General features: G+C 42.8%; 1 protein-coding gene. It reads left to right on the top strand.

The window, feature by feature from the left end:
- Positions 1-48 precede the first annotated feature (48 nt).
- Positions 49-608 (top strand): tyrosine-type recombinase/integrase (locus JK635_RS04300; RefSeq protein WP_235887876.1); only part of this gene is annotated, 560 nt, incomplete at its 3' end.

Genomic DNA, 608 nt, shown 5'->3' with positions numbered 1-608 from the left:
GGTGCATTACCGATTCGTAATATAGATGCGAGGCATCTACTAGTAATTTTGGAAAATTGTGGAAAAACACGAGGAGTAAAGACGGCTGACCGGGTGCGACAGACTGCATTACAAGTTTTTGAATATGCACAAACTAAATTCAAAACTGACGCAAATCCAGCTGCTACACTAAAACGCTGGGCCGAGATTCCACGGCCAAAAAATCATCCTCATTTATCTGAGCACGAAATCCACGAGTTTCTCAACACAGTTGATGCCTATCACGGTTACACCACAACTAAGCTAGCTACCAAATTGTTGTTGCTAACATTTGTTCGAAAAACAGAGCTTTTGGAAGCCACTTGGAGAGAGTTTGATTTGCAGAATGCAAAATGGCTAATGCCGGCCGAGCGATTGAAGATGAAAGAAGCACATGTGGTTCCGTTGTCAATGCAAGCGATAGAAACTTTGGATTTATTAAAGGGCCAAGGGGCTGGCTCTAATTATCTTTTTCCGAAAAATAGTAACGTACACAAGCCAATGAGCCGTACTTCGCTCAATAACATGTTCGTCAAGATGGAAGGCGAAAAGTATAGAGGGAAATTTTCACCGCATGGAATCCGCGCTAC

It is taken from the genome of Neobacillus paridis (assembly GCF_016765675.1).
In the GTDB taxonomy this organism is placed as follows: Bacteria; Bacillota; Bacilli; order Bacillales; family Cytobacillaceae; genus Neobacillus; species Neobacillus paridis.
Note: the sequence above shows the minus strand (reverse complement) of the source record. Positions and strands in the feature narration are given on the sequence as shown.